The organism is Paenibacillus cucumis (ex Kampfer et al. 2016), assembly GCF_019748695.1.
GTDB lineage: Bacteria > Bacillota > Bacilli > Paenibacillales > Paenibacillaceae > Paenibacillus > Paenibacillus polysaccharolyticus.
Map to the genome: position 1 here is coordinate 37,520 of NZ_JACLIC010000055.1, position 13,470 is coordinate 50,989.

Annotated in this window: 14 protein-coding genes; 4 read left to right on the forward strand and 10 right to left on the reverse strand. The window is 47.1% G+C overall.

What is annotated here, in order from left to right; translation table 11 throughout:
• Positions 1-2: 2 nt before the first annotated feature.
• The 8 genes from H7T88_RS27675 to fakB form a co-directional block, all read right to left on the reverse strand.
• Positions 3-1,766, reverse strand: coding sequence for a sensor histidine kinase (locus H7T88_RS27675; RefSeq protein ID WP_221791578.1), 1,764 nt, complete (start codon positions 1,764-1,766; stop codon positions 3-5).
• Positions 1,763-2,443: a response regulator transcription factor gene (locus H7T88_RS27680; protein ID WP_090924295.1), complete on the reverse strand. Its 681-nt coding sequence runs from the start codon at positions 2,441-2,443 to the stop codon at positions 1,763-1,765. The genes H7T88_RS27675 and H7T88_RS27680 overlap by 4 nt, the downstream gene beginning before the upstream one ends.
• Positions 2,444-2,737: 294 nt before the next feature.
• Positions 2,738-3,550: a bifunctional hydroxymethylpyrimidine kinase/phosphomethylpyrimidine kinase gene (gene thiD / locus H7T88_RS27685; protein ID WP_090924296.1), complete on the reverse strand. Its 813-nt coding sequence runs from the start codon at positions 3,548-3,550 to the stop codon at positions 2,738-2,740.
• A gap of 119 nt (positions 3,551-3,669) precedes the next feature.
• A complete protein-coding gene (locus tag H7T88_RS27690; RefSeq protein ID WP_221791581.1) occupies positions 3,670-4,377 on the reverse strand; it encodes an ABC transporter permease in 708 nt (235 codons plus the stop codon).
• A complete protein-coding gene (locus tag H7T88_RS27695; RefSeq protein ID WP_221791583.1) occupies positions 4,370-5,293 on the reverse strand; it encodes an ABC transporter ATP-binding protein in 924 nt (307 codons plus the stop codon). The genes H7T88_RS27690 and H7T88_RS27695 overlap by 8 nt, the downstream gene beginning before the upstream one ends.
• 178 nt (positions 5,294-5,471) lie before the next feature.
• Positions 5,472-6,431, reverse strand: coding sequence for a sensor histidine kinase (locus tag H7T88_RS27700; protein ID WP_423246163.1), 960 nt, complete (start codon positions 6,429-6,431; stop codon positions 5,472-5,474).
• Between the two features lie 2 nt (positions 6,432-6,433).
• Positions 6,434-7,150 carry a response regulator transcription factor gene (locus tag H7T88_RS27705; RefSeq protein ID WP_154891757.1) on the reverse strand — a complete coding sequence of 239 codons (717 nt, stop codon included), beginning with the start codon at positions 7,148-7,150 and terminating at the stop codon, positions 6,434-6,436.
• Positions 7,151-7,370: 220 nt separating this feature from the next.
• Positions 7,371-8,255, reverse strand: coding sequence for a fatty acid kinase binding subunit FakB (gene fakB, locus H7T88_RS27710; protein WP_312027668.1), 885 nt, complete (start codon positions 8,253-8,255; stop codon positions 7,371-7,373).
• A 268-nt stretch (positions 8,256-8,523) separates the two neighbouring features.
• On the opposite strand from fakB, the gene H7T88_RS27715 reads away from it, so the two are divergent.
• The 4 genes from H7T88_RS27715 (at position 8,524) to H7T88_RS27730 (ending at position 12,078) form a co-directional block, all read left to right on the forward strand.
• Positions 8,524-9,300 carry an ABC transporter permease gene (locus H7T88_RS27715; protein ID WP_090924301.1) on the forward strand — a complete coding sequence of 259 codons (777 nt, stop codon included), beginning with the start codon at positions 8,524-8,526 and terminating at the stop codon, positions 9,298-9,300.
• The gene (locus tag H7T88_RS27720; protein WP_221791585.1) at positions 9,297-10,097 is read left to right on the forward strand and encodes an ABC transporter permease; all 801 of its coding nucleotides are present in this window, start codon (positions 9,297-9,299) and stop codon (positions 10,095-10,097) included. The genes H7T88_RS27715 and H7T88_RS27720 overlap by 4 nt, the downstream gene beginning before the upstream one ends.
• A gap of 227 nt (positions 10,098-10,324) precedes the next feature.
• Complete coding sequence (locus tag H7T88_RS27725) at positions 10,325-11,293, forward strand: ABC transporter ATP-binding protein (protein WP_221791626.1); 969 nt, start codon at positions 10,325-10,327, stop codon at positions 11,291-11,293.
• Between the two features lie 107 nt (positions 11,294-11,400).
• On the forward strand, positions 11,401-12,078 hold the full coding sequence (locus H7T88_RS27730) for a M14 family metallopeptidase (protein WP_221791587.1): 678 nt from the start codon (positions 11,401-11,403) through the stop codon (positions 12,076-12,078).
• A 269-nt stretch (positions 12,079-12,347) separates the two neighbouring features.
• Here the strand turns inward: H7T88_RS27730 and H7T88_RS27735 are convergent, their stop codons facing one another.
• Positions 12,348-12,848: a hypothetical protein gene (locus tag H7T88_RS27735; RefSeq protein WP_221791589.1), complete on the reverse strand. Its 501-nt coding sequence runs from the start codon at positions 12,846-12,848 to the stop codon at positions 12,348-12,350.
• A 207-nt stretch (positions 12,849-13,055) separates the two neighbouring features.
• On the reverse strand, positions 13,056-13,448 hold the full coding sequence (locus H7T88_RS27740) for a MerR family transcriptional regulator (protein ID WP_260511194.1): 393 nt from the start codon (positions 13,446-13,448) through the stop codon (positions 13,056-13,058).
• Positions 13,449-13,470 lie beyond the last annotated feature (22 nt).

Below are 13,470 nucleotides of genomic sequence, written 5' to 3' on the forward strand. Positions count from 1 at the left end.
TACTAGGCTTTAGGAAATGTAATATAAAAACGTACGCCATCCGGTGTATTCTCCACTCCATAACCACATCCGTGCAGATCGAGAATCTGTTTTGAAATGGCCAGGCCTAGCCCGGTCCCTCCCATTTTGCGATTGCGCGAGCGCTCTACACGGTAGAACCTCTCCCATATATATTGCCGTTCCTCTTCCGCAATGTGTTCACCTTTATTCTCAATCGTGACGTGAACACAACCTTCATGCCTGTTAATCTCAATCATTATATCGGTTTGCGGAACCGCGTGACGTATAGCATTCATCATAATATTGTAAAACACTTGCTCTAGCTTGCTTCGATCCCCTTCGACCGTCTGCTCCGTCGTGGATATAAGCACCACTTCAAGCCCTTTATCTTTCAGCTGAGGCCCGAGGCGCCCAGCAATATCTTCAATCATGTCAGCCAAAGCAATCGCTCCGGTATTCAGTTGAATCGCAGCAGATTCCAGTCGGACCAGATCCAGCATTTCTTCAACCATCGTTTCCATCTTAATGGCTTCATCTACAATGACTTCAATGTAGCGCTCCCGCTTGTTTTCACTCACACCGTCTTTCAGCCCTTCAGAATATCCTTTGATAATACTGATCGGTGTTTTGAGTTCATGAGAAGCATCGGCAAAAAACTTACGCTGACGCTGTTCAATCTGCTGTTTCAATTCCATGTCGGTACGCATCTGTTCATTCGCCTGTTTAAGCTCTTCCAGCGTCTGACCCAGTGTGCCTGATAGAGCATTCAGACTATCAGAAAGGCTACCAATCTCGTCCTTGCGCCGGATCGATGATCTGACCGTGAAATCCAGCGTGGACATCTTTTTCGCCACATGATTCAAAGCGAGCAGCGGCTTCGTTATGATTTTGGACAATAACAGGGCGAGCAACAGAATCAGCACAAACGCGCCCATACCGAAGTACGCATAGAATAAACGAGTAGCCTCATTCGCTTCCCGAACCTCCTGCAGGGAGGTGAGCGAGAAAATCAACTGTTGTTCCGCGCCGACACGTTGCACAGGAGCAATGGTAACGACGTTACGCACTCCGCTCCAGCTTTCCTTCCATTCTTCATTAATCATTTTGCCATTAGACAGCTTTTGCTGATCTTCTGACGACAACGGGAACCGACTGTCCAGAGCCTGCACGAGCAGGCCTTGTCTCTGACTCCAGGTAGCAAGATCCGGTAACACAACCTCCGTCAGAACTCCCGTCCATTCCTGCACAGGTAGCAACGATTCTTGAAAAGTTTCTGTGCCCCATGCAGCAGAAGCTGCATCTTGAATTTTGAAGGGATATACCGTAGGCTCAGTTTTACCCTGATCGCTGGAAGATCCCTTTACGGTCAGTTTTTGTCCAAATTTGAGATGTGACCTGATCCAGCCTGCGTTTTCACCATTAATGAACAACGACAGAGATACCTTCACACGTTTGCCGTCTTCCTGAAGAAGCGTGATATGAAAGGGATCATCCACCAGCTTGCCTGTGTTCGTTAAAATAATGAGATGAGACTGATTTTGCCGCATGAATCTGCCCATTTCCTTCGCGAGTTGCATATCACTCCAGTGACTGGCAGAGAATTGCTGTTCAAACTTGGACAGCTTCTTTTTCATACTGCTAATCTTCTGATGCTGGTAAAAATCGGGGAACCAGATCAGTTGGGCAAGCACCGTTGTCCCATACAGCAGGACCACAAATCCGGCCATGACCAGAAACAGCTTCATCGTTACACCATTTCTTCTCATTCTTCTGCCTCAAAACGGTACCCCGTACCAATCACAGTACGAATGCACTTTGCTTCATCGCCCAGTTTACTGCGAAGCTTTTTGATATGCGTATCTACCACACGAGAATCCCCTTCAAAATCAAATCCCCACACCCGATTTAATATGGCTTCACGGGATAAGACAATGCCAGCATTCCGAGCCAGATAGAGTAGCAGATCATATTCCTTCGGTGCAAGCTCAACTTCAATCCCATTTCTCTCCAAACGTCTACCCCATGGATCGAGAATAACATCGCCAAAACGAATGACCCCCTGCTCCCGCCCCATCGCACCTTCCACTCGTTTCATCAGCGTCTCAGCCCGTGCAACCAGAACCCGGGGACTGAACGGCTTGGTAACATAATCGTCTACACCTAACTGGAATCCATGGATTTTGTCATCGTCTTCCGACCTTGCGGTTAGCATGATAATAGGTACGGCAGAAGTAGAGCGAATATGACCACATAATGTCCATCCGTCCATTTCAGGCATCAGTACATCCAGAATGACCAGGTCTACCTGATGCAAAGCCAGCTGTTCCAGCGCTTGGACTCCATCTTCCGCTTCAATAACATTCCATTGTTCTTTTATAAAATAATCGGCCACAATCTCACGAATGCGGCTTTCGTCTTCTACCAGAAGCACGGTTCTGATCATGACCGACTCTCCTTCTTTATTTCTATAGATAACATACCTGCTCAATGTGTCGTTCATGTGTCCTGATTCATCCAGATCAATCCAGTTATACCGAGTAATCGACTCCACCATATATACGATTAATATATACCAAAAGTTACTATTTTTTATCAAAAATACGCAAAAAAGAAGCAGCCAACTAGTATTACACTGTTCGTTGACCGCTCCTGAGATGAAATTTGGGATATGCTTTATTCAAATTATGCGCTCTGATGCGGCCCGTCCTGTTCTGGACAAGTGCATTCCAAACGCTGATTAACGTTGGTGCTCCAAACGATGTGCTACATGCAGTGTAGGTCCAACGAAGCGGTTCAACGGGAACCCGCCAGCAATCGCTTTGGTTACAAAAGCTTTCCCCTCACGTACAGCCTCTTTCACGGAAAGTCCGCGAGCGAGCCCGGCAGTAACGGCTGCAGATGTTGTGCAACCTGCACCATGGGTATAACCGGAACCGACAACATCAGCTTCGAACCAATCATAATTGGTTCCGTCATAGAGCAAGTCCATGGCTTTACCCGGGTTAATTACACCGCGATCTTTAATCAGAACATGTTTGGCACCATGCGCGTGAATGGTCGCTGCCGCAGCTTCCATCTGCTCTTTGGAACGAATCGGACCGCTCTTCGCCAGTTGGGAAGCTTCGAAGAGATTAGGTGTTACAAGATCCGCACCCGGGAGCAAAAATTCGATCATCGCTTCGGTGTTTTCTGGCTGCAGCACCTCATCCGTACCTTTGCACACCATAACTGGGTCAATAACGATTTGCGGCAGACCGCTACGGCGAATATGTTTGGCAACAAGCTCAATGATATCCACTGAACCGAGCATGCCCGTTTTCATCGCGTCAAAACCAATCCCATCCAGGACGGTGCGAAGCTGAGCCTCGACTACATTTAATTCTACAGGAAAGACCTGGTGATCCCATGTCTCAGGTTCCATGGAAACAACCGTTGTTAATACGGTCATGCCGTATACACCCAGCTCCTGGAATGTTTTCAAATCGGCTTGAATGCCTGCGCCACCGCTCGTATCCGAGCCAGCGATAGTTAACGTTTTTGGAATCGTCATGGTCGTTCTATTCTCCTTCGTGTTTCAGTTGACACTATCCTATCCCTTGTACGAGCGGATGTCAATGGCATGTGAGGCTGTATACAGCCATGCTTTTTCAACACAAAAGAGATCATATCTTAATTCAGATCTTTGGTTTCCAACCTTGTCATGGAACGTGTAGCGATCCATAAGCCAATTGCACCCAAGGTCAACGGAATTACGATGATGTTATTGACCGACATTGTAGGTCCACTGGAACCGCTGACCCCCCCGCATACGATGAGAACAAGGAAAATCGAAGCAACCATTGTAGCCGTTACCGAGTGCTTGCGCATACCGAAGAATAGAGGAATCAGAGCCATGGCGGCAGCAGAGAGCGAACTTATCGTATATTTCAGTACGATCTGCCCCAAAGCAACAGATTCTACAGGCTCGGTAATAAAACCATAGTACTGATTGGCCGCCAGCAGGAGCACACCCATTAGAATGTCCGTAAACATGATCATCGTAAACGTAAAAATAAAAACTAACATTAACTTCGCAGCGATAATTTTATGCCGCTTGATCGGATAGGTAAACATCACATTCATCGTTTTGTCCCTATACTCGCTAATGATCAATTTGGATATCAAGGAACCAGCAAATATAATAAACACTGCTCTGGAAAATGTATCAATTAGCATAAAGGCACCCTGGTAATCGGCAAAGGCATAATCTTCAGCCGCGAAATCTGTAACACCAATCATAATCATAAATAGAAGAATGCTGACAATGGCGATGCCTGCACCCACAAAATTCCGGGCAAAGCGATGCTTGCGCCATTCCAGACGAATGAGTTTAAGCAACGTCATCAGCCCCTTTCATCAGACCCATGAAGTGCTCTTCCAAGGAATGCGAACGTTTAGAGATCGACTCCACCGCAACCCCGTGCTGAACCAATTTGCTGTTAAGATCGGAAGCCGTTATATCTGAGTCATAGACACGTAACGTCTGCTCATCGAACAACTTATAATTGCTCAGATGCAACAAATGTTCTACGACGTATGCAGCTTTCTTAGGATCTGCAGCCTGTACTTCAATATAATCGGTGTGACTGCCACGGATACTCTCCATGGATACTTCTTCGACAAGCCTTCCCTCGCGAATGATGCCAACCGTGTCCGCAACCTGCTCCACTTCGCCCAGAATGTGACTGGAGATCAGCATCGTAATGCGATATTCTGTGCTCAATCGTTTGAAGAGATCACGCATCTCTTTGATCCCCACCGGGTCAAGTCCATTGATCGGTTCATCCAGAATTAACAACTCGGGTGTTGTAATCAGAGCACGAGCCAGACCAAGACGTTGCTTCATACCGAGAGAAAAGTCCTTCACAGGTTTCCTGCCCGCATCCTTCAAACCGACCATTTCCATATGTTTTCCAATCATCTGTTTGCTCGTGAATCCCATATACTCACAGTGCAGATCAAGATTTTCCCATGCAGACAGTTTGTCATAGAAAAAGGGATACTCGATAATACTGCCCATTCGTTTCAATAACTCATAAGAGTCCGGGTTTAACTTTTCGCCGAAGAGTTCGATCTCACCCGCAGTAGGTTTAACAAGGTTGGTTAACATTTTCATTAATGTTGTTTTCCCTGCTCCGTTCGGCCCTAAAAACCCATAGATTTCGCCTTGCTTAATATTCATGTTAACACCGGATACGACCTCTGTTCCTTCGTACACCTTGGTAAGATTTATGGTCCGTGCAATATAACTCATCTGGTCATTCTCCTTTACGTCCCCCTCCTGGGGTGCTTATAACTGTATTGTAAAGAAAAAAGTCTGCTTTTTTATTAATCAAATCTTACAAAAACCTTAAGTTGGAACCTGTGCTATATCAGTTGAACTAAAGAATTTACACAGACCACTCCGATGACATGTAAAACAATAGTTCAACTCATATAGTTCGACCGTTCACGTCCTGCATTTCTTCCAAAGTAAAAGAAAACACCGTCCGCTGATGTGGCACGCTATGAACATCAATACGTCCACCCATCCGTTCAACGAGCCGCTTCGTGATGGTTAGGCCGAGACCGCTGCCCTGATACATCCGATTACGGGAATCTTCCAGCGTGTACATTCGTTCAAAGACACGACTGTGTTCCTGTTCCGGGATACCTTTTCCTCGGTCCCATACCTGCACAGTAACGGGCTCTCCTTCTCTGTTCAGTATAGATATTCCGAGTTCCTTGCCATCGGCGCCATATTTCATCGCATTGGTGATCAGGTTGTCCAGCACGCGATCCAGTGCCTCTTCGTTGGCGCGAACGAACACATCCTGCTCTGGAATGCTCAGTTCCACTTGTAACCCGAGCTTTGTAAGCAATTCGTAAAACGATAACATTTTTACCCGGCACAACTCACTGATATTCACCCGGCTAAGCTCCAGCTGACGGTCTCCCGATTCAAGCTTGGCGAGATCAAAAAAAGAATGCATCAGGCGCAGCACTTCCTGTGCTTTATCCTGTATTTTCTCCGTCATTACCCTCCGCTCCGTATCGGTCAGAGATGAACTGTGCAGCAACGTTTCACTGTACCCGAGTACAACCGTAAGCGGGGTCTTCAAATCATGCGAAATGTTGGAGAGCATATGACGCATCTCCTTCTCCTGGTTGGCATAGTCAGCCTTAGCCAGATGGGCGTGTTCAAGCAACCGGTTCATGTCGTTTAACAGCCGGCTTACCTGTGCATCACTATCAAATACAAGCAGACGTTCAAACGTGCCCTGTTCGAGAATACCCGACACTTTGTTGTGAATATACGTTAGATGCTTACTTCGTTTATGAAGGCGTAGTCCAAGCACAATAACAGCACACGCAAGCAGGATCGTTGATACCGCAAGCAACCAGAGCATCATCATCATACCGGCTCCGCCTCCAGCTTATATCCAATGCCCCATAACGTTTTAATGTAGCGTGGAGCAGAAGGATCAACTTCCAGCTTTTCTCGCAAGCGGCGCATATGTACGTTGATAATATTTTCATCGCCATAATAGTGATCATTCCAGACGGACGCGTATATCTGAGCCTTGGTGAACACTTTACCGGGATGGGTGACCAATAATTTTAAAATGCCAAACTCCTTGGACGTTAATTTGATTGGCTCTCCCTCGCGCTCTACCTCATACGTTTCCATGTCCACTACAAGTCCGCCGAGAATTATCCTGTGGTCGTGGGCTTCTTCTTCCGCAGGCTGAGCAGTGTAATTGGCACGGCGGATGGCCGCTTTGATGCGAGCTGTCAGCTCAATCAGCGAGAACGGTTTGCTCAAGTAATCGTCAGCCCCGAAGCCAAGACCCAGTGCTTTGTCTACGTCCCCATCTTTGGCAGATAGAATGAGTACGGGCACCAGACTTCTCGCGCGAATCGTTTGCAGGACTTCCATCCCGCTGCGATGCGGAAGCATCAAATCAAGAATAATCAGGTCAAAACCAGGCTTCGCCTCGTTGAACAGCCGTTCTGCCTCCAGACCGTCATAGGCATATGTAAGGTCAAAGCCCTCTTTTTCCAAATAGGGACCAACCATCTCACTAATCGAACGATCATCTTCCACAAGCAACAAGCGATGACTTGACATAAACTCCCCTCCGGCATAAAACATTTTCTATGAAGCTATTCTATAAGACCGTTTTCTTTATTACCTCACAGTTTGATGAAATTGGCAATGACAGATCAAAAAAACCTGACCAAGCAGGCACTTCGGGTTGAAGTGTGCTCCATCAGGTTTATTAATGACGTTATTTATGATTTCGTTCGTTCACTAAACGATACGATGTGGATCAACAGTTATCTTGCAGCTATGCTTGTTCACCACGAATCCAGCACAATCCGATTGTACCGGCCCCGGCATGAATGCTGACCACTGGGATAAACGGCATAATCTCGGTTTTCAAGCGTGGAAGCAGTTCAGTGATTTGTCGTTTAATCGTGTGTGCTTCCTCCTGGTTGTTTGCATGCATAATACACACATGTTTAACCTTCTCCATGTCCTTTTTCAGCATCTCGAGCATGCGCTCCTTGGTCCGCTTAAACGTGCGAATCTTCTCGTTCACGACCACTTTGCCCTCTTCGAATCGAAGCAACAAGTGTATTTTGAGCAGTTGGCTGATGATCAGTTGAGTCCCGGTCACACGACCGCTGCGATGAAGATTTTGAAGACTCGCAGGAATCAGATAAAAAGACATGTTATCAATCATCTGTTCGATGTGGTGTTTAATCTCGGAAGCGGAACACCCCTGCTTCTGCCATTCCAGACCTTGCATAATCATCTCGCGAAGAGGATAAGCGCCTGCCCTTGAATCAATTGCGGTAACCGTCACGCCTGCCATCTCCGCTGCCTGCATCGAGGTGTGGAGCGTTCCGCTAAGTGCCGTGGAGCAATGAATCGTTATAATCTCATCATACTGATCCTTAATGGATTCATACAGTTCGATAAACTCACCAATCGGCGGCTGTGAACTGCTCGCGCGTGAAGAAACTGCCAATTTCTCATAAAATGTATCGGACGAGATTTCTTCGGTTTCCCGGTAACACTCCTCGCCAAATACAATGCGCAGCGGCACGATATAGATATGATTTTGCTCCGCAAAAGCGGAATCCAGTGTACTGGTGCTGTCGGTGACCCATGCAATTTTCTTCATGACATCCTTCTCTCTTGCCGGATTGTTCGTGCTGGTAATCATCTACCCATCGTCAGGCACATGCCCGGCCGTTATTTTAAATTTGAATAAAAACAATTGTAAACGCTTGCGGTTTTACCTCTTAATTATAAAGGATTTGACCCTCGCCTGTCTTGTGGCGCATTCATGAACAATCCCTCAAGTTCCAATATTCTCTAAAAAAATGTCTTGCCTGTGAAGGGATAAATTGGTATGCTGTTGTCCTTCTCTCTTTTTCGCCTTGACTGAAGTGAACGGGTCCGCCGTTCAATCCACTTATCGGAGGTGTCATATGCTTTATTTCACGTTGGCTTCCAAAGCCTACGCCCGAAACCTGCAATACCGCGGGGCACACATGGTACATAACCTGGCAAGCGCCATGTTTGGTTACATGTATGCTTGTCTCTGGATCGGCATCGGGGCCGACCACCAGCTCGGAGAATACGGGGTGCAGGGGATGATCAGTTACATTGCATTCACGCAATCATCACTCTGGATTTCAGGTTTCCTGACGAACGGACTCGGTATTCCGCTCAGTGTCAGGACAGGGCAGATTGCACTGGATCTCATGCGTCCGGTACATCTGTTCACTCACCTGATGGCACGGGAATGGGGGCAGATCGCCTACCAATTCGTGTACAAAAGCCTTCCCATCTACCTTCTCTACTCCATCGTTTTTTCCCTGAAATGGCCTTCAGAGGCCTGGACTCTGGGCTATGCCGCACTTGCACTTGCTGGCGCAGCATACTTATCCATCTGCATGAACTATATTATCGGTGTCACATCCATGTGGACTACGGAATCGTCCTGGCTACACTGGGCCAATCATGCCTTGATGAACCTGATGGCTGGTTTCTTCATCCCGCTGGAATGGTTGCCGAACTGGCTGGAACAACTGGCCTGGCTGTCGCCCTATCCCTTTTTACTCTATGTACCTACCCGAATTTACCTTGGTTTTGAAGACGGCTCCTTCCTATGGGGAACCTTGCTTTGGTGTGTTTTCATGACCCTGCTCTGCCTTGCCGTCACCAAAGTGTTACGTCGTAAAGTGGAGGTGCAAGGGGGATGAAACCTATCTCGTGGTTCCACTTATATAAAATACTCATTCGAACCAGCATCCGCAGCCGCATGCAGTACAAGTTCAACTTCGTGCTGGGAGCTATCCTGGCCGCTCTGATTCAAATCTCCGAATTTCTGATGGTCGCGTTAGTACTGCACAAATTCGGTGCGATCAAGGGCTGGTCGCTACATGAGATCGGTTATCTTTTTGCGATTATGACATTATCCAAAACGCTATATCGCACATTCGGAAATGAAGTGCATCATTTGGAAAAATATTTGGTGGGCGGTGAGCTGGATCAACTGCTGACACGACCTATGCCTGTCCTGCTCGCGCTGATGCCGCAGAACTTCCGCATCATGATCGGTGAAGTACTGCAAGGTGGATTCATTCTATGCTGGTCGCTTGCGGGCATGATGCACAGTGGGCAGATCGGCTGGACGGTTGTTCCGCTCTCCCTGTTTGTCATTGTGACTGGAGCTATCATTCTTTTTTCCATCGGACTCGCTACAGCCACACTTGGTTTCTGGACGACACGTATTGAAGAGTTACAAGTCATCACAGAGGATGCGGCCCGTACCGCGGCTCAATATCCGCTCACCCTCTATCCCAAATGGATGTCCGGTCTTCTGCTGACCGTCATTCCTGTAGGATTTGTAAACTACATTCCATCCCTCTACTTGCTTCGCGGCGAAGGCGGCGCTTGGGCGTTGGCAGTCATTGCTGCGGTAGCGGTGATATGTTTAGTTGCCAGCTTACGTTTCTGGGCGTTCGGCATGACCAAATATCAAAGTACGGGTAGTTAGAGAAGTTATATACGTTGAACGATATATTTACACATTAACGGAGAGGACAGAAAAAACCTGGAAAAGCGAAGCGCTCGCCTTTATCACCGGATTTTAACCTTTATTAAAAGAATTCAAAAAATCTGGGGATAACAGCGATTGGAAGGTTATTCTGTCATCGGAGTGTCTGTGTAAAATCATTTTTTCAATTTATATGAATTAACGGAGGAGGCGTAATACACATGAATATGATTACAGCACGCAACCTGCAAAAACAATTCAAAACTCCTGTCGTGCGGGAAGGCCGCTTCTCAGGCGTACGCACCTTGTTTTCACGCCAGTATGTAACCAAAGAAGCGGTACGTGATATCAGTTTTGATGTCAGGCAAGGAGAGTTTGTTGGTTATATCGGTCCCAACGGGGCTGGCAAATCCACTACGATCAAAATGCTGACAGGCATTCTTCACCCGACTGCGGGTGAGGTGATGCTTGGCGGGATGAATCCACATGAGGAAAGGCGCAAGACAGTGCGCAAGCTCGGCGTTGTGTTTGGACAGCGAAGTCAGCTCTGGTGGGACTTACCCGTGAAAGATTCCTATGACATTTTGGCAGAGATGTACGGCGTGAGTTCGGAGGTCAAAAAGAAACGGTTGTCCCAGTTTGCTGAACTGCTGGACCTCGAATCATTCTGGGCCACTCCGGTTCGCAAGCTCTCTCTTGGACAGCGCATGCGGGCCGATCTGGCGGCATCCATGCTGCATGATCCAGAGCTGCTCTTTCTCGATGAACCCACCATCGGACTGGACGTGAATGCGAAGCGAAATATTCGCCAGTTCCTGCGCACATTAAATGAAGAGTTTGGCAAAACCATTCTGCTCACTACCCACGACATGGATGATATCGAACAGCTATGCAATCGTGTCATGGTTATTAACCACGGACAACTGACCTATGACGGAACCATCGCCTCCCTTCGAGATACGATCGGTTTGCCTACATTGATCCGTGTCGCCTTCCGCGGAAGGGTTCAACTGCCAGATGCATTACCTTCCGCCATTCAGGTTACAAGTATGGACAATCAGGTGCTGACGGCACTGGTGAATCGGAAGGAATGGCGTACGATGGATATTTTGAAAGAGCTGGAGCAGTGGGGAGAGATTGACGATATTGAGATGAAGGAACCCGACTTCGAGGATGTTATACACAAAGTATATTAATTAATCTAAGGGTTGGCCTATCTTATAGTGAAACGGGTTATAGGGCTGTTCAAACGCCGTTACAGGAGAGAGGGACATGACGTACTGTAGTAACGGAGGTGAGGGTCATGCTTGTGACCAGACATGTTCTTGCTGCACCCAGTCCCTATGCTACGCCTTATTACATCGTGCGTGGAACGAATCCCGGACCCGTCATGATGATTACATCCGGAGTTCATGGCAATGAAACCGCGAGCATGGCTGCTGCACAGAAGCTTGCAGATGATTGTGCTTCGGGGCGGCGTGTGATTCATCGCGGAACCTTGATTATTGTGCCGAGAGTCCACCAGCAGGCTTATGCGAAAAAAATCAGAGGCAAACCTGACCTGAACCGCACCTTTCCTCGCCGCAAGTCAGGAAAATCGAAGCATCCACTGGCAGCCGCCGTGTTCAAGCTTGCACGCGAGCATCAGCCTGACTGGTGGCTCGATCTGCATGAGGCAAATGGTCTGTCTCAGCTCAGTCCACGCGTGCTTGGACAAACGCTGATCACCAATCCCGGTAGCTCCAGCGTGCCGATCTGCCGCAGGGTGATTGAGCGCATGAACCGCTCTATACTGGTGGGCAAGCATCATTTTAATCTGAAGCGGCATGAGTTGCCCGGCTCCGCTCGGACAGCGGCTTCAAGGTTGCTACATGCGAAGTCTATCACCGTGGAAACGTGCTGGAGCCTGAAACGCGCTGTACGGATCAAGTACCAGACGGAAATTGTTCATCATTTTCTACGAGAAGCAGGCATGACTTGAGCGAAAAAAAAACAAAACCACCTCCATTGCAGAGAAGCCGATGAATGACATCGACGGGCGCAATGGAGGTGGTGATTTTTTTGGTATGGATTCAAGTATAGTCTATGTAGTCAGAAGGTAATGCAACAGAAAAGAAATTTGAAATATCCTCAATCTAACCATCGTTTTAATCAGACCATTCTTTAAACGCTTTGAATAACTCCATCCTTACGGCTCCTTATCAGTAAACTGAACTTGTGAAATCGATTTTGAAGCAGCGATTCTATTCTTTATTGCTCCATGCTTTTTACATCAGATACAACTTGGAAGCCTTTAGCTTTTCCGCTCAGGTATCCCTGTTCGTAAAAATCAATTCCATTGGAGGTTATTGTAATTGCCACCATTTCAACATCATTTTCTACCGAATCAACTACAATATATTTTCTATCTGATAAATAGGTTATCGCCCTATGTTTTTCTATATGTTCTGTTTGGTAGAATGCGCTTTTAGGAACAACGGCAGACTCACTTGCTGAAAACCATATGGAATAAAGTTCTGCCAGAATATCGTACCTCTCTTGTATCCTCTCTTTTATGGCTATTTCCAACTCATCAAGCATCCTGAATACCTCCTTTAATATATAGGAATAAGCAAAGCACGACTTCAACCGGGGGTATTTTTTCTGCATCACGGATTCCAGTATATCCTTGCCTACAGGCTCCAGAAACGTGAGCGGATACAGATCTTTTTTCGTAAAAAACTTATAGATCGCATCCAGATACTCGTCCACACGATCGGCTGATCCAACGCCGTATCCTCTTGCCAACCGAAATAAAGCTCTGTTTCTCCGATTCGAATAGGTACATGACGCTAACCAACCTCGAATGGAAAATTCAAACGTTGTATTCGTTATATTCGTTTCTCTCCCCCCGTTTCCTGCTCGTTACATACGACTGGTCTACTCTTAAAAAATAGAAAAAGAGCCGTGATCACGGCTCTATGGCTCTTTTTTCTCCACTCTAAAGGACTGGATATAACTATCGATTTCGTCCTCAGGTACAAGCAACAATCCGGCCAGCTGTTTTTGCATCTGCTCCAGATGTTCAATGTGCTGTTGAATATCGGTGATCCGTTCACGTACAAGTGTTTTCAACGTCTCTTTTTCCATATCGTCATTGCTTAGCAGCTCCAGCGTTTCCTTTATTGCTTTCAGCGAATAACCGAGCGTCTGTGCACCCTTAATGAAGTTGACTTTCACCAGATAATCCTCGGTATATACGCGATATCCGTTGGAGGATCGATGCGGAGCAGGCAATATGCCGCTATCCTCATAATAACGAAGCGTGGCCATACTCACTCCCGTCTTTTTGGCCAATTGGCCTCTTGTCATGGTCTGCACAACGCTCTCCCCC

What these genes read in the sequence shown, in the direction of transcription:
- H7T88_RS27675 (WP_221791578.1), bottom strand. Translation starts at nt 1,766, where the DNA reads ATGAGAAGAAATGGTGTAACGATGAAGCTGTTTCTGGTCATGGCCGGA.
- H7T88_RS27680 (WP_090924295.1), bottom strand. Translation starts at nt 2,443, where the DNA reads ATGATCAGAACCGTGCTTCTGGTAGAAGACGAAAGCCGCATTCGTGAG.
- thiD (WP_090924296.1), bottom strand. Translation starts at nt 3,550, where the DNA reads ATGACGATTCCAAAAACGTTAACTATCGCTGGCTCGGATACGAGCGGT.
- H7T88_RS27695 (WP_221791583.1), bottom strand. Translation starts at nt 5,293, where the DNA reads ATGAGTTATATTGCACGGACCATAAATCTTACCAAGGTGTACGAAGGA.
- H7T88_RS27700 (WP_423246163.1), bottom strand. Translation starts at nt 6,431, where the DNA reads ATGATGCTCTGGTTGCTTGCGGTATCAACGATCCTGCTTGCGTGTGCT.
- H7T88_RS27705 (WP_154891757.1), bottom strand. Translation starts at nt 7,150, where the DNA reads ATGTCAAGTCATCGCTTGTTGCTTGTGGAAGATGATCGTTCGATTAGT.
- fakB (WP_312027668.1), bottom strand. Translation starts at nt 8,255, where the DNA reads ATGATTACCAGCACGAACAATCCGGCAAGAGAGAAGGATGTCATGAAG.
- H7T88_RS27715 (WP_090924301.1), top strand. Translation starts at nt 8,524, where the DNA reads ATGCTTTATTTCACGTTGGCTTCCAAAGCCTACGCCCGAAACCTGCAA.
- H7T88_RS27720 (WP_221791585.1), top strand. Translation starts at nt 9,297, where the DNA reads ATGAAACCTATCTCGTGGTTCCACTTATATAAAATACTCATTCGAACC.
- H7T88_RS27725 (WP_221791626.1), top strand. Translation starts at nt 10,325, where the DNA reads ATGATTACAGCACGCAACCTGCAAAAACAATTCAAAACTCCTGTCGTG.
- H7T88_RS27730 (WP_221791587.1), top strand. Translation starts at nt 11,401, where the DNA reads ATGCTTGTGACCAGACATGTTCTTGCTGCACCCAGTCCCTATGCTACG.
- H7T88_RS27740 (WP_260511194.1), bottom strand. Translation starts at nt 13,448, where the DNA reads ATGACAAGAGGCCAATTGGCCAAAAAGACGGGAGTGAGTATGGCCACG.